This is a genomic window from Marinobacter sp. CHS3-4 (assembly GCF_030053415.1).
GTDB lineage: Bacteria > Pseudomonadota > Gammaproteobacteria > Pseudomonadales > Oleiphilaceae > Marinobacter.
The window spans coordinates 1,157,488-1,175,855 of sequence record NZ_JASGBJ010000002.1; the positions used below are offsets into that span (position 1 = coordinate 1,157,488).

Annotated in this window: 16 protein-coding genes and 1 tRNA gene; 3 read left to right on the plus strand and 14 right to left on the minus strand. The window is 55.3% G+C overall.

Annotation, left to right across the window (positions count from 1 at the left end; translation table 11 throughout):
• Positions 1-7 precede the first annotated feature (7 nt).
• Positions 8-370, plus strand: a complete 363-nt coding sequence (locus QLQ17_RS13240) for a hypothetical protein (RefSeq protein ID WP_283210048.1) — start codon at positions 8-10, stop codon at positions 368-370.
• Here QLQ17_RS13240 and alr read toward each other — a convergent pair.
• From alr to rnr, 8 genes are all read right to left on the minus strand, one after another.
• Positions 339-1,415: an alanine racemase gene (alr, locus tag QLQ17_RS13245; RefSeq protein WP_283210049.1), complete on the minus strand. Its 1,077-nt coding sequence runs from the start codon at positions 1,413-1,415 to the stop codon at positions 339-341. The two genes, QLQ17_RS13240 and alr, sit on opposite strands and share 32 nt — an antisense overlap.
• Positions 1,415-2,812 (minus strand): replicative DNA helicase, encoded by a 1,398-nt coding sequence (gene dnaB / locus QLQ17_RS13250; RefSeq protein ID WP_283210050.1) that lies wholly within the window; start codon positions 2,810-2,812, stop codon positions 1,415-1,417. Before dnaB ends, alr begins: the two co-directional genes overlap by 1 nt.
• A gap of 197 nt (positions 2,813-3,009) precedes the next feature.
• A complete protein-coding gene (gene rplI, locus QLQ17_RS13255) occupies positions 3,010-3,456 on the minus strand; it encodes a 50S ribosomal protein L9 (RefSeq protein ID WP_283210051.1) in 447 nt (148 codons plus the stop codon).
• A 20-nt stretch (positions 3,457-3,476) separates the two neighbouring features.
• A complete protein-coding gene (locus QLQ17_RS13260) occupies positions 3,477-4,340 on the minus strand; it encodes a hypothetical protein (RefSeq protein ID WP_283210052.1) in 864 nt (287 codons plus the stop codon).
• 26 nt (positions 4,341-4,366) lie between these two features.
• The gene (gene rpsR / locus QLQ17_RS13265) at positions 4,367-4,597 is read right to left on the minus strand and encodes a 30S ribosomal protein S18 (protein ID WP_007154918.1); all 231 of its coding nucleotides are present in this window, start codon (positions 4,595-4,597) and stop codon (positions 4,367-4,369) included.
• Between the two features lie 25 nt (positions 4,598-4,622).
• Positions 4,623-5,045, minus strand: a complete 423-nt coding sequence (gene rpsF / locus QLQ17_RS13270) for a 30S ribosomal protein S6 (RefSeq protein WP_283210053.1) — start codon at positions 5,043-5,045, stop codon at positions 4,623-4,625.
• Between the two features lie 194 nt (positions 5,046-5,239).
• Positions 5,240-5,977 carry a 23S rRNA (guanosine(2251)-2'-O)-methyltransferase RlmB gene (gene rlmB / locus QLQ17_RS13275; RefSeq protein WP_283210054.1) on the minus strand — a complete coding sequence of 246 codons (738 nt, stop codon included), beginning with the start codon at positions 5,975-5,977 and terminating at the stop codon, positions 5,240-5,242.
• Positions 5,978-5,988: 11 nt separating this feature from the next.
• On the minus strand, positions 5,989-8,553 hold the full coding sequence (rnr, locus tag QLQ17_RS13280) for a ribonuclease R (protein WP_283210055.1): 2,565 nt from the start codon (positions 8,551-8,553) through the stop codon (positions 5,989-5,991).
• 295 nt (positions 8,554-8,848) lie between these two features.
• On the opposite strand from rnr, the gene QLQ17_RS13285 reads away from it, so the two are divergent.
• Positions 8,849-8,935: transfer RNA gene (locus QLQ17_RS13285), tRNA-Leu, on the plus strand.
• 107 nt (positions 8,936-9,042) lie between these two features.
• Here QLQ17_RS13285 and QLQ17_RS13290 read toward each other — a convergent pair.
• The 4 genes from QLQ17_RS13290 to mpl all read right to left on the minus strand — a co-directional run bounded on the left by QLQ17_RS13290 (position 9,043) and on the right by mpl (position 14,399).
• A complete protein-coding gene (locus tag QLQ17_RS13290; protein WP_283210056.1) occupies positions 9,043-10,893 on the minus strand; it encodes a hypothetical protein in 1,851 nt (616 codons plus the stop codon).
• A gap of 152 nt (positions 10,894-11,045) precedes the next feature.
• Positions 11,046-12,191 carry an acyl-CoA dehydrogenase family protein gene (locus QLQ17_RS13295; protein ID WP_283210057.1) on the minus strand — a complete coding sequence of 382 codons (1,146 nt, stop codon included), beginning with the start codon at positions 12,189-12,191 and terminating at the stop codon, positions 11,046-11,048.
• Between the two features lie 137 nt (positions 12,192-12,328).
• Positions 12,329-12,976, minus strand: coding sequence for a flavin prenyltransferase UbiX (locus QLQ17_RS13300; RefSeq protein ID WP_283210058.1), 648 nt, complete (start codon positions 12,974-12,976; stop codon positions 12,329-12,331).
• 34 nt (positions 12,977-13,010) lie between these two features.
• The gene (gene mpl, locus QLQ17_RS13305) at positions 13,011-14,399 is read right to left on the minus strand and encodes a UDP-N-acetylmuramate:L-alanyl-gamma-D-glutamyl-meso-diaminopimelate ligase (protein ID WP_283210059.1); all 1,389 of its coding nucleotides are present in this window, start codon (positions 14,397-14,399) and stop codon (positions 13,011-13,013) included.
• Positions 14,400-14,567: 168 nt separating this feature from the next.
• Between mpl and QLQ17_RS13310 the strand changes: the two genes are divergently transcribed.
• Positions 14,568-15,830: a 6-phosphofructokinase gene (locus QLQ17_RS13310; protein ID WP_283210060.1), complete on the plus strand. Its 1,263-nt coding sequence runs from the start codon at positions 14,568-14,570 to the stop codon at positions 15,828-15,830.
• Here the strand turns inward: QLQ17_RS13310 and QLQ17_RS13315 are convergent.
• Positions 15,821-16,066: a GrxA family glutaredoxin gene (locus QLQ17_RS13315; protein WP_283210061.1), complete on the minus strand. Its 246-nt coding sequence runs from the start codon at positions 16,064-16,066 to the stop codon at positions 15,821-15,823. The two genes, QLQ17_RS13310 and QLQ17_RS13315, sit on opposite strands and share 10 nt — an antisense overlap.
• Positions 16,067-16,199: 133 nt before the next feature.
• Complete coding sequence (locus QLQ17_RS13320; protein WP_283210062.1) at positions 16,200-18,326, minus strand: methyl-accepting chemotaxis protein; 2,127 nt, start codon at positions 18,324-18,326, stop codon at positions 16,200-16,202.
• Positions 18,327-18,368 lie beyond the last annotated feature (42 nt).

Genomic DNA, 18,368 nt, shown 5'->3' on the forward strand with positions numbered 1-18,368 from the left:
ACCTGCCATGCTTAAACAACAGAGTCACATTGTTGCACCTATTCCAGACGAGCTTCGTACCCGCTCACTTTATACCGTGGACGAACTCAGAACGCGGGGCAAAGCCGACAAAGAAGCCATTGATAAGCTGTTTAATCTTATTGTCGATCTGACCGAGAACGGCCTGGATTTCTTCTTTCTGGAACCACTGCGCCGACTCAGGGCCGGCAACATGATGATGAGCATGGCCAAGATGGGCATCAGCAGCATGCTCAAGGGCAGCAAAATGGTGGTTCACAAAGTGCTGAAAAAACTGGACGACCGGAGCCTGGCCTCCATCCTGGATTTCATCGAAGAAATCATTCACGAACCCGAGGCACCCGCACAGTAACCCCGGTTAATAGCTCATAACCGATGGTGCCGGCGTGTCTGGCCACTTCGTCGACAGAAATATTCTTGCCCCAGAGCTCTACCCTGTCGCCGGGCTTTGCGTTCGGCGCATTATTCAGATCGACTGCCAGCATGTCCATCGACACTCGGCCAATCAGGCGAATACGCCGTCCGTTTACCCAGGCTGGCGTATCCGTGCCGGCATGGCGGGGATAACCATCACCATAGCCAACGGCCACGATCCCCATTCGGGTTTCTTGCGTGGCTTTAAAGCTGCCGCCATAGCCGACAGCCTCACCTGCCTGAATGGTACGAACGCTGGTCAATTCTGCCTCCAGCGTCATCGCCGGTTCCAGATCCAGGTCGGGGCCGAATGTGTTGATCATTGGCGACGCACCGTAAAGCATTATGCCGGGCCGGCTCCAGTCGTAAAGCGATTGACCTTCACGAAAATGAGCCGCTGAGTTGCCCAGGCTCTTCTCAAGGTGCGGCCAGGGGGCAACTGCACGCGCAAAACAATCGGTTTGCTGGGCGGTAAAGTCACTGGACGGGTCGTCAGCACAGGCAAAATGGGTGACGAACCCCGTGATTTTCTGGCCGTGCCCTGCCGCCTCCAGGCGAGCCATCACGCCTTCGAGATCGGCCGGTGAGAATCCAAGGCGATTCATGCCGGAATTCACTTTGATCCAGAGCACCGGCACCACTGCTTGCTGATCGAGCCAGTTGAGCTGATGCTCACTGTGAATGACCAGCTCAAAGCCTTCCGCTTCGCTGGTTCCAATGTCCTGGTCGCTGTGTGGCCCCTGCAGTAACACCACGGGCTGGGAAACGCCTGCCTCGCGAATTGCATGCGCTTCTTCAATGCACGCAACGGCAAATTTCGGCGCCTCGTCTTTAAGGGCAACAGCGACGTCACGGATACCGTGACCGTAGCCATCGGCCTTGATAACGGCCATGGCCCGGGTGCCATTACCCAGTGCCAGGGCCCTGCGATAGTTCTGACGGATGGCGTTGGTGTCAATTCGGGCGATTGTGGATCTGGGCATCAGTAGTCACCACCATAATCGCCGTGGGCCAGGTCTTCGAATTTGGTGTATTTGCCGATAAATGCCAACCGAACAGTACCAATGGGGCCGTTACGCTGCTTGCCGATGATGATTTCGGCAATTCCCTTATCCGACGTGTCCTCGTTGTATACCTCATCCCGATACACAAACATGATGACGTCGGCGTCCTGCTCAATGGCGCCCGATTCTCGCAGGTCCGAATTGACTGGCCGCTTGTTCGGCCGTTGCTCCAGGCTACGGTTAAGCTGGGACAGGGCCACCATCGGGCAACTGAGCTCTTTTGCCAGGCCTTTGAGCGAGCGGGAAATCTCGGAGATTTCCGCGGTACGGCCCTCGGTATTCCCGGGCACCCGCATCAACTGGAGGTAATCCACCATGATTAACCCCAGTTCGCCGCCGTTCTCGCGGGCGACCCGGCGCGCACGGGAACGCATTTCAGTGGGACTGAGACCGGGGGTGTCATCGATATACAGTGGCTTGTCTTTCAGCAGGCTGACGGCGGACGTCAGCCGCGGCCAATCGTCCTCTTCCAGACGACCGCTTCGCACCTTGCTCTGATCGATACGACCAAGCGATGACAGCATACGCATGACCAGTGCATCGGCGGGCATTTCCATACTGAACACAAGAATGGGCTTGCCGGTAGTGATCAACGCGTTTTCAACGATGTTCATCGCAAAGGTGGTTTTACCCATGGACGGGCGGCCCGCAACAATCAACAGATCGGCAGGCTGCATGCCCGATGTCCACTCATCCAGGTCCTTGAACCCCGTGGTCAGGCCGGTCGTGGCTTCACCCGATTCGAACAGCTCCTCAATGCGGCTCAACGCCTTGGTCAGAATGGGGTTGATCGTCTGCGGACCGGACCCTTCCTTGATCCGGGATTCAGCAATCCTGAAGACATTGCGTTCGGCCTCATCCAGGATTTCGCTGCTGTTTCGACCCTGGGGGTTAAACGCCGAATCCGAAATTTTACCGGAGGCTTCGACCAGCTGACGCAGGATTGACCGCTCGCGCACGATGTCGGCGTAAGCGCGAATATTGGCAGCACCCGGGGTCTTTTCCGCCATTTCCGCCAGATACGACAGCCCGCCGGCATCTTCAATGTCACCCGCGCGCTCGAGAAACTCTGCTAGGGTAACCACGTCCAATGGCTCGCCTTCCCCCGCCAGTCGCTCCACTGCACCGAAGATCAGGCGGTGATCCTGACGGTAGAAATCAACCGCAGAGATAAACTCGGAAATTTCGTCAAAGCGACTGTTGTCGAGCATCAAGCCGCCGAGGACAGCCTGCTCGGCTTCTACGGAATGCGGGGGAACTTTTATCCGGCTGGTCTCCGTATCACTGGAAACCGGTTGGAAATTGGGGTTGGCCATGGACTCTACTTCGTCTGTGTTTTAAAACCACAAGCATACACCAGAACATCCGTTTCCAGAACGTCACTATCCATAACGAAGCCCATAACGAAGCCCATAACGAAACAGGCCCGGAATCCACCAAAAATGGAACCGGGCCCGTTTCGCTCGTGCACTGGTCACGAGTTGTCCAGCATTCTGTGGTTTGCCGCCGTCGTTTACTCGGCAACAACCGCCAGATTGATGGTTACGCTTACGTCCGAGTGCAGCTGCAGCTCAATTTCGTACTCGCCAACAACCCGCAGTGGGCCTTCTGGCAGACGAACTTCGCTCTTCTCCACTTCGGTACCGGCAGCAGTGATTGCATCTGCGATATCACGCACACCGATAGAACCGAACAGCTTGCCTTCTTCGCCAGCCTTGGAAGTGATCGTTACCGATGCACCATTCAGGGCTTCGCCACGCGCTTGAGCGGCAGCCAGCTTCTCGGCAGCTGCTTTTTCCAGCTCGGCACGACGCTCTTCGAACGCCTTAAGGTTGTCTGCAGTTGCAGGAACAGCCTTACCATATGGCAGAAGGAAATTACGACCGTAACCGGCCTTTACCTTAACCTTGTCACCCAGTGAACCAAGGTTTGCTACTTTTTCGAGCAGAATAACATCCATCTCGTTAACCTCTTCGTGCTTTATTCAGCCGGGTCCGCAGGCTTGATTCGCCCCCGGATGTCCAACCAGCTATCCACAAACGCCAGAACCAATAACAAAATCATCAGACTCGGACCCAGGAAAACCAACGCCAGATAGAACAACACCAGCCATTGGCCACTCAGCCCCTTTCGACGCACAGACCCATGAATCAGCCCCAGGCCCGCCAAAACCAGCGGAAACGCGCCAGCCCAACCCATCAGCATGGGGTTCAGCCCGATAAACGAGCCTCCCACAGTGATCACCACGCAGAGAACTGCGATGGCCGGCGATAACCGAAGAGCGTGAAACTCTTTCTGGAAACCTCCCGGGTTGTACAACTTGGCTTGCCAGGATCTTGCCAACATCGTCATGCCGATACCCACCATCAGATAGGTTCCGGCCATACTCGCAATCATGGTTTGCCGAATGACGGTCTCCAGGCTGTCGCCAAAGGTTTTCGCCATCTCAGCATTGTACTGTTCGTAAAACTGCACCCCGGTCTGAACCAGACTGTCCAGCATATCCGGGTAAATCAGTGGCAACAGCCAGCCAGTGACAATGGCCAGACCGGTGCCAGACATCAGTGCCTTTTCCCAGGACTGGGATACCCTGAGTACCGACGCCACAACAAACACCTGAAGTAATACCACCAGGGATGTCGGGTCGTTTACCCAGGCCCAGCCCAGCGCTGGAAGCAGTGCCCAAAGACCTATATTCAGTCCCTGACGGACACCTAACCTGAGAATAACCAGGCCGATGACCGCTGCACCGATCCAGAACAGCAGGGGGACCAATGTCGCAGCAACTGCAACCCCGCCCGCCTGCAGGGGACCGCGCATAACAAATTGTGCCAGTGCACGCATGGTCCCGAGTCCTGTGATTCTATATCTTAGTTATCGTGGCTGTCCGAGTACGGCAGCAGTGCCAGGTAGCGGGCACGCTTGATAGCGGTAGCCAGCTGACGCTGATAACGTGCTTTGGTGCCGGTGATACGGCTAGGCACGATTTTGCCGGTTTCAGTGATGTAACCTTTCAGGGTGTCCAGATCCTTGTAATCGATCTCTTTCACACCTTCTGCCGTGAAGCGGCAGAACTTACGACGTCTGAAAAAACGAGCCATAACTTAACTCCTCAACTCCGGTTAATTACTCTTCTTCGTCCTGATCTTCAGTCTGACGATTCTGATTTTCCTCAGACTCGGAGGAACGACGTGGGCGATCTTCACCGCCGCCACGACGGTCTTCACGGGACTCAGATGCTTTCATCGGTGACAGCTCAGTGTCAGCACCGTCGCGACGCAGGATCATGTCGCGGATGATGGCATCGTTGAAGCGGAAGTTGTGAGTAATCTCGTCCATCGCACCCTGTGAACATTCAACGTTCATCAGGACATAATGAGCTTTGTGAATCTTGTTGATCGGGTAAGCCAGGTGACGACGGCCCCAATCTTCAAGGCGATGTACCTGACCGCCATCTTCAGTGATGAGGTTGGTATAACGCTCGATCATCGCGGGCACTTGCTCGCTCTGATCCGGGTGTACCATAAATACGATTTCGTAGTGACGCATGAGTTCTCCCTACGGTTTAAACAGCCTCTTGCAGACGAGCCTCGCGGGGCACTCCTACAGGAAGCAAGGAGGTGGCAGACCAGGCTGCCGGCTTCTATCGCTTTTTTGACGCCCGACACCAGCAAGGCTGGTTTCAGGCAATACAAAAGCGCCCCTAAAAAAAGGGGTGCGGTATTCTAGGGGTATCGGAGTCTCTATGCAAGACGCTGACGCAAGGCTTCGTAAAGGCAAACGCCAGTGGCGACCGACACATTCAGACTATCTACGTGCCCTAGCATCGGAATATTGATGAGCAGGTCGCAGTGTTCACGGGTCAGGCGACGCATTCCCTTGCCTTCAGCGCCCATCACCAGCGCTACTGGACCTTTGAAATCCGCCTGGTACAGCGTGCTGTTCGCCTCTCCAGCAGTACCAATCAGCCAAACGCCGTCATCCTGTAGGGTTCTCATGAATCGGGCAAGGTTGGTCACACGCACGAGTGGTACGGTTTCAGCCGCGCCACAAGCGACCTTTCTGACGGTTGGCGACAGCGATGCCGATTTGTCTTTCGGCACAATCACTGCCTGAACACCAACAGCATCCGCCGTGCGCAGGCACGCGCCCAAATTGTGGGGGTCGGTGACCCCATCGAGAATCAACAGAAAAGGCGCAGCGTCCTGGCCAGCCAGGGACTGAAGCAAATCGTCCTCGCTCCATTCGCGACTTTCGGATACCTGGGCCACAACACCCTGATGGACACCCGCAACCCGCTTATCAAGCTCCCGACGATGAACAACCTCCCAGGCAACGCCGTGGCTATCCAGCGCCTCAGTCACGCTTTTTACCCGCTTATCCTGCCGGCCGGTCTGGATCCACACCCGCAGTAACCGTTGGGGTTCACGTTTCAGTACGGCTTCAAAGGCATGCCAGCCAAAAATATACTCGTCAGACACGAACTACTTCCCTACTTTTTTGGCTTGCGCTTTTTATCAGTACCGGTGCGGCTGCTTTTCTTGCCTTTCTTCTTGCCGTCGCCCAGCGCCAGCTTGGCGGCCTCTGCCACCAGTTTGTTCCGGGCTGACATTTCACCGTCTCCGGAACCGGAGCTGGCCGGGCGTTTTTTCGGGCGAGAGGGCTTTCCATCCGGCTTGCTCGTGCCAGGCTTTGCCTTTCCACGGCCCTTACCGTCACCCCGACCTTTGTCCTTGGCGCGGCCTTTGTCTTTGGCACGACCTTTATCCTTTGGCGATCGCTTGGTGACTTCCAGAGCATCCAGATCAGCCTGGCGATGATGCGGCTCGCTGGTCAGCTCCAGATCGATTTTGCGATCCTCCATACCAACCCGGACCACCTTCACACGCACTTCATCGCCAAGCCGGAAGCTCATGGCCGTGCGCTCACCAATCAGGCGGTGCTTGGCCGAATCATGGTGAAAATAATCACCGGCTAACGTGGAGACGTGAACCAGTCCTTCGATGTAAACCCCGGAAAGCTCCACAAAGAAGCCGAACGGCACCACCGAAGCAATCACTCCATCGTATTCCTCGCCCACATGGTCTTTGAGGTATTCGCACTTCAGCCACGCCATCACGTCACGCGTTGCATCGTCTGCGCGGCGCTCGGTCATGGAGCAGTGCTCCCCGAGCTGCTGCATGCGCGCATAGTCATACGGATACTTGGCCAGTTCGGAATCCCGCTTTTCAGGCGCAACCACATCCTTGGAGTCTTGATCGCCATGAATAATGGACTTGATGCCACGGTGTACGATCAGATCCGGGTAGCGACGTATGGGCGACGTAAAGTGCGCGTAGCTGGCAAAACCGAGACCGAAGTGGCCGCCCTCTTCCGGGCTGTACACCGCCTGACTCAGTGAGCGCAGCATCACGGTCTGAATGACGTTGGCATCGCTACGGTCTGCAATGCTGGACAAAAGCTCCTGATAGTCCGCTGATGTCGGGCTGTCGCCGCCACCAAGCTGAAGGCCCAGCTCACCCAGAAATAATCGAACGGCATTCAAGCGCTCTTCGGACGGCCCATCGTGTACCCGGTACAGGGACGGCACTTTGTGCTTTTTCAGGAAACGTGCGGTCGCCACATTGGCGCACAGCATGCATTCCTCAACGATTTTATGAGCGTCGTTGCGGGTAACCGGAACGATTTCTTCGATCTTGCGATTGGCATCAAAAACCACTTTGGTTTCAGTGGTTTCAAAATCAATAGCACCGCGTTCAGTGCGGGCTTTCCTCAGCAGTTTGAACAGCCCATAAAGATTGTGCAGATCGGGCAATACATGGGCGTACTGCTCGCACAAGCGATAACCAGGCTCGGAATCTGGGCGTTCCAGCATGTCGCTGACTTTGTTGTAGGTCAGCCGCGCATGACTGTGCATCACCGCCTGATAAAAGGAATAGCTGCTGATTCGTCCGGCCGCGCTCACGGTCATATCCGCGACCATACACAGCCGGTCAACTCCTGGATTCAGTGAACACAAGCCGTTGGACAGCTTCTCGGGCAACATCGGCACAACGTGATCGGGAAAATACACAGAGTTGCCGCGATTGATCGCCTCCTCGTCGAGGGGCGAGCCCGGACGCACATAATGCGAAACATCGGCGATCGCAACCACAAGGCGATAGCCGCCCCGGGGTCTTGGCTCACAATAGATGGCGTCGTCAAAATCTCTGGCAGTCTCGTCATCAATCGTGACCAGATTCAGGTTGCGGAGATCGACCCGGTTCTGTTTGTCACTTTCTGACACCTCTTCCGGGATATCAGCCGCCTGCTCTCCAACGGCGGGCGGCCAACTGTGGGGTATATCATAAGACCGAATAGCCACCTCGATTTCCATACCCGGGGCCATGTGCTCGCCCAGAACTTCAACCACTTTGCCAAGTGGCTGGGTGCGAACCGAAGGCTGACGCAGTATATCGACCACCACATACTGGCCGTGACGCGCTTCGCCAACATGTTCTGCCGGCACCAACACCTCGTGGTTTATGCGGGCATTCTCTGGCACAACGAACGTAATACCGCTCTCCTGAAAAAGTCGCCCCACGGTCTGGGTGGTTCGATATTCCAGCACCTCGACAATGACACCCTCACGACGCCCGCGGTCGTCCACGCGATCCACCCTGGCAGCAACCCGGTCGCCATGAAAAACCTGCCGCATCTGACGGGCGGTCAAGAACAGATCGCTGCCGCCGTCGTCCGGTATCAGAAACCCGAAACCATCCTTATGACCGACCACTCGCCCGGAAACCAGGTCCGCCTCTTCGAGCGGCAAATAAGCGCCGCGACGATTGCAAATCATCTGGCCATCTCGGCACATGGCAATCAGTCGGCGACGCAACGCTTCAATGCCTTCTTCCGAATCAAGCCCGAACTCTGAGCACAGAGTTTCATGGGTAGCTGGCGCACCGCGCTCTTTCAGGTGCGCAAGAATAAACTCCCGGCTGTGGATCGGGTTGTCGTATTTACTTGCCTCACGCTGGGCATGGGGGTCTTGGCCTGATTTTTTTCTGGAAACCATTCTTGTCCTTCTGCCGGCTGCTCCGCAGCAGCCAGCGACTTGAGTGTATCGATGATCGACTATTGGGCAGGAGTATAACGCTGAGGGCCAGTTTCCACCTAACACGCGGGCAAAATAACGGTGTGAAAGACCGCCAGAAGCCGATAAAAAACATTTGACAGTTTTTTTGCGAATGATTAAAGTACGCGCCATCGGATAACGGCAACGCCGATTCCGAAGCAGAAATCCCGGAAATTCAGTAATATAAAGCGTCCACAGATGCTTTAAACTGCGCCGGAATAGCTGCAAGTCATCTGCCGAGGTGGCGAAATTGGTAGACGCGCTAGCTTCAGGTGCTAGTGGGGGCAACCCCGTGGAGGTTCAAGTCCTCTCCTCGGCACCATTTCTTTCCCCAAGAAATGGCTCTCAGAAAAGCACATCATCCCGATATTTGAAGAATTCCCGATGCGTTGATTTGTGTCGGCCTGATGCTGGCCGAAACTGGCTCTTTTACTGAACCAGCCCGGCTAGATACTCGGAAAATTTCTGGTAGGAATAGGCGACTCGCGCATATCCAGTGAATGGTGCCCGGTCAACCGCACGCCCGCAACTGTCTTCACCCTGGTATTGCTTCAGATACGCGCTATCGATCAGGTTGGGTTGATCCGGAATAAAACGGTCTTGGCTGGTGGTGGGATAGTAAAACTGCCACTGGAAGCCGCCTGAGTTGACCACCCCTGCCGTGCCTTGAAAACCCTCATCTTGAAAGCCGTATCGCAATGGGCGATTGAAACCGTCGCGAAGATCCAGTTCCAGCGCCACATTAGCCAGAGCTGAAGGTATTTCCATTTCGCCCGAGATGGAGTAATTCTGCGTGGCAGATACAACCAGCGGTTCATCCAAATCTTCATCTGCGATATCAGCTTCACAGGACTGGGGGGCAGAACTGAATGCAACAACTTCCCTGTCGATACCGTTTACCGTTCGGGTAAAACCAAGGAACGTATCCGAACTACCAGTGTAATCAGGCTTCAAAATCTCGGTTTTGCTATCGCTGATGGCCGTAATGGAGTCAACGCGACCATTCGCCATCGACCAGTCGTATGCAATAGCCGCCTCCCCCCCAAGTTCGGAAGTGGAGGCAAGGCTGCCGTGGCAGGTGGTCGTCGTTTCGAAAGCGGCCGTTCCATTTTCCCAGTCAAAGGACAGGCGCTCGTCCACACCCTCTTCATCATAGAAGGTTCCGGAGATCTGATTGAGTGTGATCGTGGGCACCCACTGAACGTCTGTATCCGCGATGCGGCCATTGGCATTGATCAACCTGACCAATTCGCTGAGCTCTGGTTTCATGCATCCGTTGGTTTCTATAGAAGTCAGACGGCCACTTTCGGAGTAGTTAAAAGATAGTTCCGCCAATTCCTCAAGACTGGAGATAGATTCTGGCAATTCGTCACTGGCGCGGGCAAAAACAGTTTGCCGAACGACCACCTCGTTGTCTTCCAATTCCAGATCCACATCCGGCAACTCGAGTGCCTCCACATCGACCACTGAATAGTCACCGTCCACTGCAGCCGAATCTACAGCCTGGACAATCTCAAGTGCGTTTCGGGCAAAAGAAATACCCATCAACCTGACAGCATCAGCGCTCAGGCCCGGCTGAAGGCCATCGCCGTCTGCCAGAATCTCTTTATAGTAAGAGGGAAGCTGACTCGAAAGAAAACGTCCGAATGCCTTGGCATAGGCTTGAGCGCGCACATCACCAGACAACACATAATCACTGACCAGGTTTACATTACCCAGAGCCAAAGCCAGCTCGGTCGTCCCGGACAGAAACCCGAAAAGGCCATTTACCTGTCGCTGACGAGCAAGGGTGGTAAGAGGCGTCACATTGCGAACGCCAGGCGGCGAACTCATCATGAACGCATTGTCCAGAACCTGGTCGCCAGCGTCTGTCTGCTCCAGTGTCTGGCCAGGCAGCACCACCGCAAACAGTGGATAGTCCTTGGGGTCCAGATCAGCGGAAATTAGCGGATCCTGCTCCAGCTGCGAAATATCAAGCTCAAACCGCCCGTCTTGCCCTGACATGCCGGTGGGCTCTCCACTTGTCAGCACCAGCTCGGTTCCGGCTTCATTTTCAATGGTCAGAGGACCGGGCGTGTACTGCCCGTTGCCGTCAATATCCAGCCAGACACGGGCATTCTTCAGGTAACCATTCATCACCCGACCGACATAAGGCTTGGTATCGATGTAGCCTTCCGCATCGAAGTTCCGACCGTCTTCCGGATAAACGTCGGATTCCTCTTCACAGCCGATCAGCAGGAGGGAAAATAAAGTGATGGTGACAGGGAGCAGGAATTTCATCGCGGCAACCATTGTCCTTGTTAGAGGTTGTGCCGCTACTTTAGGGGATGTTGGCTCTTTGAACCTTGATAGGTTTGGCAATTTGTAAACTTAGGTAACCTGCTGGCGCAGTTCTATCCCTGCACAGGGATAGAACTGCGCCTTCCTGTGCCCTAAAAAGAGCGGGCCACGATTTCTTTCATGATTTCGTTGGTTCCGGCGTAGATTCTCTGTACACGGGAATCAGCCCAGGCCCGGGCAATGGGATATTCCCACATGTAGCCGTAGCCGCCGTGCAGCTGCACGCACTCATCCATGACCTTGCACTGCAGATCCGTCGTGTGCTGCTTGAGCATGGCTGCGGTGGGAATGTCCAGTTTCTTCTCCAGATGCAGCTCCAGGCAGCGGTCGCAGAACACTCTTGCCGCGGTGATTTCTGCCTTCAGCTCGGCCAGCTTGAAGCGGGTATTCTGGAACTTGATCACCGGTTTGCCGAAGGCTTTGCGTTCTTTCACGTAATCCAGTGTCCACTCCCAGGCAGCTTCAGCGGCCGCGACGGCGGTCAGGGCTACCTGCAGACGTTCTGCGGGCAACTCCTGCATCAACTGAAAGAATCCCTGGCCTTCCATACCGCCAATCAGGTTTCCTGCCGGAATTTTTACATCCTGGAAGAACAGCTCTGACGTGTCCTGGGCCTTCATCCCCACTTTGTTCAGGTTCTGCCCCTTTTCAAAGCCATCCCATTCGCTTTCCACGATAAACAAACTGGTGCCCTTGGCGCCTTCTTTGGGATCCGTCTTGGCCACGACGATTACCAGGTCCGCCATCTGACCGTTAGTGATAAACGTCTTGCTGCCATTGAGTACGTAGTGCTCGCCAGAAGCATCCTTGACGGCGGTGGTTTTGATGCCCTGAAGATCGGACCCTGCACCGGGCTCGGTCATCGCAATGGCGCCAATCATTTCACCAGTCGCCAACTTGGGCAGGTAGTGGGCTTTCTGATCATCTGAGCCATAGTTCAGTATGTAAGGTGCGACTATGTCCGAATGCAACGACCAGCCAATACCGGAAAGCCCCGCACGGGAAACCTCTTCCATGATAACGGCACTGTATCGAAAATCGGCGCCGACTCCGCCGTATTCTTCGGGCAAAGTTGGGCAAAGAAAACCCAATTCGCCGGCCTTGGCCCAGATTTCGCGACTGACCTGGCCATCTTTCTCCCACTGTTCATGATGAGGGGCCGCTTCCTGCTGAAGGAACTTTCGAACGGAATCGCGAAACCCATCCAGGTCGGCGTCGAAAATCGTGCGTGGAATCATGATAAACCTCAGCGAACTGTGTTGTTGTGATAGGAACAGTGTCAGCCGCAGGTGCAGATGGGCTCAATGATGAAAAATGTCATTCGGGCTGACCAAAACCATCGCAGATAGGGTATGCATCGCCAGCCAGGCGCCGATCAATCGGCCTTTTTGGACGCCAGCCTATCCTCTCCCCAGCGGGGCATCAAATCCTGAGGAAAATCGAGGTGGTCCATCAGCCGAGCCACGATGAAATCGACTAGGTCAGCAATGGATTCGGGTTGGTGGTAAAAGCCCGGACTGGCAGGCATGACCAAAGCCCCCATGCGGGTGAGCCGAAGCATGTTCTCCAGATGAACTTCAGAAAACGGCGCCTCTCTGGGAACCAGGATTAATTTTCGGCGCTCTTTCAATGCGACATCACCGGCCCGCTCAATCAGATTGTTACTGGCACCGGTGGCCAGTGCAGACAAGGTTCCGGTGCTGCAAGGGCAAACCACGAGCGGCGCTTTTTCTCCTGATCCGGAGGCGGGTGGTGAAAACCAGTCCTCCCGACCGAACACCAGCACCTGCCCTTCATCAGCGCCTGCATAGTCTCGAAAGGCTTCCTGCATCGAAGCCGTGTTGCCAGACAGCTTCAAGTCAGTCTCGGTGGCGATAACGATCTGTGCTGCCTTACTGATCATAATATGCACCTGGCACCCAGCGGCCACCAGGCATTGCAACAGCCGCAGGCCATACTGGGCACCCGAGGCCCCGGTGAAAGCCAGATTGATGACGCGACGTTGCTGTGTAACCTGGGTCATAAATTGCTATCCATATCGAATAATGCAAATTGGATCAGGAAGATCTGCGTTCCAGTTCGTGAATCAGTTTCTTATGAATTCCGCCGAAACCGCCATTACTCATCACCACTATATGGCATGGAGCAACTGCCTGCCCGGCTACCCGTTCAACAAGCGCCTCAAGCGTGGACTCAACATAGTGATGCGGTCGGCTATCCCCTTCACTGGCAGACACCAGATCTGTGAGCCAGCTCATGCCGTTGAGATTAGCCCAAACCACCTGATCTGCAGCGCCTGCACTTGGCAACAGAGACTGCTGATGCACCCCCTGCTGCATGGTATTGGAACGAGGTTCTATCAACGCAAGCACCGTTTCCTGCCCCACCTTGTTACGCAAACCTTCCAGCGTCGTAGCAATGGCCGTCGGATGGTGAGCAAAATCGTCATAAACCTTTACGCCATTCACATCCGCCAGCAATTCCATTCGGCGCTTCACGCCACCAAAGCGGCTCAGTGCTGAAATGGCGTGATCCGGCGTCACACCAACATGGCGGGCTGCGGCAATCGCAGCCAAACCATTACGCACGCTGTGCATTCCGGTCTGTGACCATTTCACCTTGGCTACCGGTTGCTCACGGTGAATCACCATAAATTCGCTTCCGTCTTCCTTGAGCAACTCGGCGCGCCAATCGCTCATATACGGCACTTCACTGCCAACGGACGTTTCCTGAATGCTGGTCCAGCACCCCAATTCCAGCGCTCGATCCAGATGGTGGTCTCGGGACGGCCGAACAATCAGTCCGTTTGAAGGCACCGTCCGCACCAGATGATGAAACTGGCGTTCAATCGCCTCGACATTGTCAAAGATATCGGCGTGGTCGAACTCCAGGTTGTTCAGAATCAGTGTGTGCGGCCGGTAGTGGACAAATTTGGATCGCTTATCGAAAAAGGCGCTGTCGTATTCATCCGCCTCGATCACGAAGAAATCACTGCTACCAAGGCGAGCCGACACCGGGAAATCGTTGGGCACACCACCCACCAGATACCCCGCGTCAAATCCTGCCTGCTCCAGAATCCACAGCAGCATTGAGGTCGTTGTGGTTTTGCCATGGGTGCCAGCCACGGCGAGCACCCAGCGATGGCGCAATACCTCGCGAGCCAGCCACTCAGGCCCGGACATGTAATCGATGTTGCGATTCAGGACGGCTTCCACTTCCGCATTGCCACGTGACATGGCATTGCCAATAAGTACCAGGTCCGGTTGTGGTTCGAGATTCCCCGCCTGATAGCCTTCCATCAGTCCGATGCCCTGAGCTTCCAGCTGGGTACTCATTGGTGGATAGACACCCTGATCTGAGCCCGTCACCTGATGGCCCAGTTCTCGGGCCAGCACGGCCAGGCTGCCCATAAACGTGCCGCAAATTCCGAGGATGTGAATGTGCATGAACGGAATGACCTCTTACCTTTTACCCTTAGACAGGAACCTGCAAAGCCTCCCGTATAGACTGCGGGGCGTCAAGCGCTTCGTTATGACCTTTGGCTCATGAAAAAAACCGGCGATTGGCGTATCATCGACGGCAACTCATTCACCAGCAGGAGGCACCTCCCCGAAATGGCCATCAGAAATGCATTTTACGCCCAGTCAGGCGGTGTTACCGCCGTCATCAACGCCAGCGCCTGTGGCGTCATTGAGACCGCTCGCAAGCACCCTGAACAGATTGGCAAAGTGTACGCGGGCCGAAACGGGATCATAGGTGCCCTGAAGGAAGAGCTAATTGATACCAGCCTCGAAAGCGACGAGGACATCAAGGCCTTGCTCCATACACCGGGAGGTGCCTTCGGCTCCTGCCGTCACAAGCTGAAAAACTTTTCTGAAAACCGCCGAGAATACGAGCGCCTGATCGAAGTGTTCCGCGCCCACGATATTGGCTACTTCTTTTACAACGGCGGCGGTGATTCTCAGGACACCGCCTACAAGGTGTCGCAGCTGGCCGAGAAAATGGGTTACCCGATTACCTGTATCGGCGTGCCAAAAACCGTCGACAACGACCTGCCGTTTACCGACTGCTGCCCGGGCTTCGGGTCCGTCGCCAAGTACATTGCCACGTCTACTCTGGAAGCCAGTCTGGATATCCGGTCCATGTGCGACACGTCCACCAAGGTATTCATTCTGGAAGTGATGGGGCGCCACGCAGGCTGGATTGCCGCCTCAGGCGGACTTGCCGGAAAAGGAGAAGGCGAGCCGCCACACGTCATCCTGTTCCCGGAGGTACCCTTCGAGCGTGAGCGCTTCCTGGAACGGGTCGATTTTTGCGTCAAGGAATATGGCTACTGCGTGGTGGTGGCCTCGGAAGGCGCACAGTACGAAGATGGCCGTTTCCTGGCAGACGCAGGCGCAAAAGATGCGTTTGGCCATACTCAGTTAGGTGGTGTCGCCCCGGCACTCGCCAATATGGTCCGACAGGCCCTGGGGCACAAGTATCACTGGGCTGTTGCTGATTATCTGCAACGCAGCGCCCGTCATATTGCCTCAGCTACTGACGTTGAACAGGCCTATGCCGTTGGCAAAGCGGCCGTGGAAATGGCGTTGAACGGTAAACAGGCACTGATGCCAACCATCGTTCGCGAACAGGCGAAGCCCTATCGCTGGAAGGTCGGCGAGGCACCACTGAGCGAAGTGGCCAACCAGGAAAAGAAAATGCCGATTCACTACATCACCGACGACGGCTATGGAATCACCCAGGACTGCCGCGATTACCTGGAACCGCTGATTTATGGCGAGAGCTTCCCTCCGTTCGACGACGGGCTGCCCCGGGTGGCCAAACTGAAAAATCAGCTGATCGAGAAAAAACTCAAAGCTGATTTTCAGATGTGAGCAGCGCGCTCCACATACGCTGAAAAGTGGTCAAAACCACCGATATGCTCGTCCCCCACGAAAATCTGGGGGACGGTATTTACCGGCTTGCCAATGGTTCTGGACAGGTCATCCTTGCTGATACCTTCCCGCTCGATATCGACATACCGGTAGGGTAATTCTTTAATATCGCAGAGCCGCTGCGCCATCACGCAGAACCCACACGATGACCGCCCAAAGATGGTTACCTGTTCCATACAACAACTCCTAAAGCGAACCAAAAGGGGCAGAGAGCCCCGAATCGCTCGCTATTATGAGCCACGTCCTATCAACAATAAAAATTAATGGGACGAATGACGGCAATAGCCAGTAACCATTCTATCAAGCATCTCAGGTTTTCAGGCGGTTAAGCTCTGAATCAAGGGCACCCACCTGCTCATCCAACGTGCGTCCACTGCCGCTGACTCTCTGGGCAAGCGCCCTGAGATCGTTGGCCGCATCGTTGATACGGGTCAGATTCTGATTGATTTCCTCGCTGACGGAGCTTTGCTCTTCCGCGGCCGTTGCCACCTGGGTTACATGCTCAACAATGGATGCAATTCTCTCTACCACGGTGGCCAAGGAGTGATCTGCTTCGCGGGTGCCGTCAACGGCTCTCGTTGCCCGCTCTACACCCGTCTGAATGACCGAAACGGCGCCACCAACGTCGTTTTGCAGGCCGTCAATCATCTGGCTGATCTCATCCGTCGATTCCCTGGTGCGAGACGCCAGGGTTCGAACTTCATCTGCAACAACGGCAAAACCACGACCCTGCTCACCGGCCCTCGCGGCTTCGATGGCCGCGTTCAGGGCCAGCAAATTGGTTTGCTCCGCCACACCCCTAATCACCTCGATAATACGGTTGATTTCTTCGCTGCGGGTGGCAACGTGACCGATCGCCGTGCTCGCCTCGTCCATGTCCCCCGCCAGAGCGCTAACGCCGTCCACCGCTGCGGTCAGGGTTTCCTGGGTAAAGCGGATGCCATCCTGAGCCATCTGCGCGTTTTCGGCCGCTTCGCCTGCGAAACCGGCCACTTCACCAGCCGCCGCCGACATTTCGTTCATGGCGGTCACCACACTCTCGATATCCTGGTGCTGACTCTCTGTCTGATCGTTGGTTTCCCTGGCGATGGTATTCACGTCAGACGCCTGCTGGCTGACCTTTGCATTCACCTCTTTGAGATCAATAATCATGTTCCGCAAGCGACTCAGGAACTGGTTGAAGCCACCAGCCAGTTCAATCAGTTCGGCATGGGTATCAATGGTCAATTCACTGGTGAGATCCCCTTCGGCACTGGCCAGGTTCTTCATGCGATCTCTTATTTCATTCAGAGGCCTGGTCACCGAACTCACCAGAACAACAAGGATACCGATGGCAATCGCCGACACCAGTACGCCCACTAATGCCTGGCTGCCGGCCGTGGCATTGACTTCCGAAGACAGCAAACTGGTTATATCGTTCACATCGGCAAGGGCAACGTCTCTGGGCAATTCAATCAGCAATGACCATTCGGTATCAGGCAGCTTGATTCTGATGGGCTGTGAAACCGCTAGAGTTTCACCGTCGTCATAGGGTTCAGCACTTTCATGGAGAGAGGTAAATTCGCTGGCCAGATCTGGCAAGGCTTCTGACAGAGGACGTCCCAGAAAGTCCACATAATGACTGGAGGCTGCAATTAACCCCATGTCACTGAGGAGCGTCACGCGGGACTGCCCGTCATAGAGGCTCTGGCTGACGGATTCGATGGTTTTCTGCAGCGTCGACAAATTGATATCAACGCCCACCACCCCTGCAAACTCACCCTCATTCAGAATCGGCAACACCAGGCTCGTCATCAGTTCGGAATAGCCCTCTTCGATTTCGTAATCGTAAGGCTCCAGGATGCAGGGCTGTTTGGAATCCCTGGAACACAGATACCACTCTGCCTCACGGATTCCGAACTCATTTTTGCTATCAAGGTATTTGGTGGCAGGGTCCTCTGTGCGGCTGAAAATCACCTCGCCCTCCGGGGACCGGTAATAGTATATCTCCAGCGTGCCCTCGTCGCTGCTGTGATCCTCCACGCCGCCCGTGAAATAGCGATCTTGGCCGTCATAGGCATCGGGTTCAAACTGAGCGTAGATGGAGCTCAGGCTTTTCTGCTCTTTCAGAACCGCGCCCACGGTCTCTTGAAGAGCAACCCGGCTGATCCGGCCAGAACTGCCCGCCTGTATATTTCGGGTGATCACATTGCGGACCACTTCCGGCGTCCGGTAGGCTGTTGCAAACATGCCACCGACAAGCTCGCCATACTCCCCGGCCGTTGCTTTCAGGCGGTCGACCGCCAGAGCTCTGACCGTATTCCGGGTTTCCGTGGTGATGCGTTCTTCCATACTACCCAGAGAAATCTGGGCTGTGATGACAATGCTGATCCCCATAATCAACAGAAGCGTAATCACCAAGGCGTATAGCTTGAAACGTAGTGACAGTTTTTTCATCGGACTCGTAGCCTGTCTGGAATCGGTTTATTTTCAGCTTAG

What these genes read in the sequence shown, in the direction of transcription:
- alr (WP_283210049.1), bottom strand. Translation starts at nt 1,415, where the DNA reads ATGCCCAGATCCACAATCGCCCGAATTGACACCAACGCCATCCGTCAG.
- rpsR (WP_007154918.1), bottom strand. Translation starts at nt 4,597, where the DNA reads ATGGCTCGTTTTTTCAGACGTCGTAAGTTCTGCCGCTTCACGGCAGAA.
- QLQ17_RS13240 (WP_283210048.1), top strand. Translation starts at nt 8, where the DNA reads ATGCTTAAACAACAGAGTCACATTGTTGCACCTATTCCAGACGAGCTT.
- QLQ17_RS13260 (WP_283210052.1), bottom strand. Translation starts at nt 4,340, where the DNA reads ATGCGTGCACTGGCACAATTTGTTATGCGCGGTCCCCTGCAGGCGGGC.
- QLQ17_RS13290 (WP_283210056.1), bottom strand. Translation starts at nt 10,893, where the DNA reads ATGAAATTCCTGCTCCCTGTCACCATCACTTTATTTTCCCTCCTGCTG.
- QLQ17_RS13315 (WP_283210061.1), bottom strand. Translation starts at nt 16,066, where the DNA reads ATGGAACAGGTAACCATCTTTGGGCGGTCATCGTGTGGGTTCTGCGTG.
- QLQ17_RS13295 (WP_283210057.1), bottom strand. Translation starts at nt 12,191, where the DNA reads ATGATTCCACGCACGATTTTCGACGCCGACCTGGATGGGTTTCGCGAT.
- rnr (WP_283210055.1), bottom strand. Translation starts at nt 8,553, where the DNA reads ATGGTTTCCAGAAAAAAATCAGGCCAAGACCCCCATGCCCAGCGTGAG.
- mpl (WP_283210059.1), bottom strand. Translation starts at nt 14,399, where the DNA reads ATGCACATTCACATCCTCGGAATTTGCGGCACGTTTATGGGCAGCCTG.
- rplI (WP_283210051.1), bottom strand. Translation starts at nt 3,456, where the DNA reads ATGGATGTTATTCTGCTCGAAAAAGTAGCAAACCTTGGTTCACTGGGT.
- QLQ17_RS13320 (WP_283210062.1), bottom strand. Translation starts at nt 18,326, where the DNA reads ATGAAAAAACTGTCACTACGTTTCAAGCTATACGCCTTGGTGATTACG.
- QLQ17_RS13310 (WP_283210060.1), top strand. Translation starts at nt 14,568, where the DNA reads ATGGCCATCAGAAATGCATTTTACGCCCAGTCAGGCGGTGTTACCGCC.
- QLQ17_RS13300 (WP_283210058.1), bottom strand. Translation starts at nt 12,976, where the DNA reads ATGACCCAGGTTACACAGCAACGTCGCGTCATCAATCTGGCTTTCACC.
- dnaB (WP_283210050.1), bottom strand. Translation starts at nt 2,812, where the DNA reads ATGGCCAACCCCAATTTCCAACCGGTTTCCAGTGATACGGAGACCAGC.
- rpsF (WP_283210053.1), bottom strand. Translation starts at nt 5,045, where the DNA reads ATGCGTCACTACGAAATCGTATTTATGGTACACCCGGATCAGAGCGAG.